Raw genomic sequence first — 648 nt, forward strand, 5'->3', positions numbered from 1 at the left:
TTAACAATCTCCGGGGTCAGGACCACGCCGGTCAACCGGGCTGCGAGGAGAAGCGCTCCAGACGCGGACGACGGTGCCTCAACACCGGTTCCGGGTACGTCGTCGGGTTCTAGGCCCACCTGCCTCATCAGGTCGTTGAGCCGATCGGGATCACTCCCGTGCCGCCATATGGGAATCCCGGGATTAAAATACGTGACCAACTCTCCGTCCACCGCGTAGACGAAGTCGTCGGATGCGTAGTCGTGGCGCAGCACCGCCACGGCCACGGTCCCGGCCGAGAGGGCCTGCGCCTTGTCGGCTTCCGTGCACGTCCACCCGCTCTCCTCGATGAGCACCGTCCAGTCGCCCACTCGCCCCGCGAGCACCGTCTCGGGAAAGAGACCATCGTCTATCAACTCGTCATAGGTGAGCGGCCGGATACTCTCCTGGTCAGCACCCAGTCGGCGAAGCGCCTCCACCTCGCTGACTCCACGCACGAAGGTCAGACACCACAGATCGCCCAGCTCGTCGTCTTCGGCCAGCCAGGCAACATCGGCATAGGTAAACGCCATCCGCAACACCTCATCTGTTGATCGTCGTGCCATTAGCGTGCCATTAACCTCAGTAACGAGGGGGCAACCACGGTCACTCACGACCGACCCGAAGCGC

1 protein-coding gene is annotated in these 648 nt (G+C 63.1%); it reads right to left on the reverse strand.

What is annotated here, in order from left to right; genetic code table 11:
* The coding region (locus tag HCK04_RS40455; protein ID WP_142652790.1) for a DUF6461 domain-containing protein at window positions 1-551 on the reverse strand (551 nt) is incomplete at its 3' end.
* Between the last annotated feature and the right edge of the window lie 97 nt (window positions 552-648).

This window comes from Microbispora sp. CL1-1 (assembly GCF_012034195.1).
In the GTDB taxonomy this organism is placed as follows: domain Bacteria; phylum Actinomycetota; class Actinomycetes; order Streptosporangiales; family Streptosporangiaceae; genus Microbispora.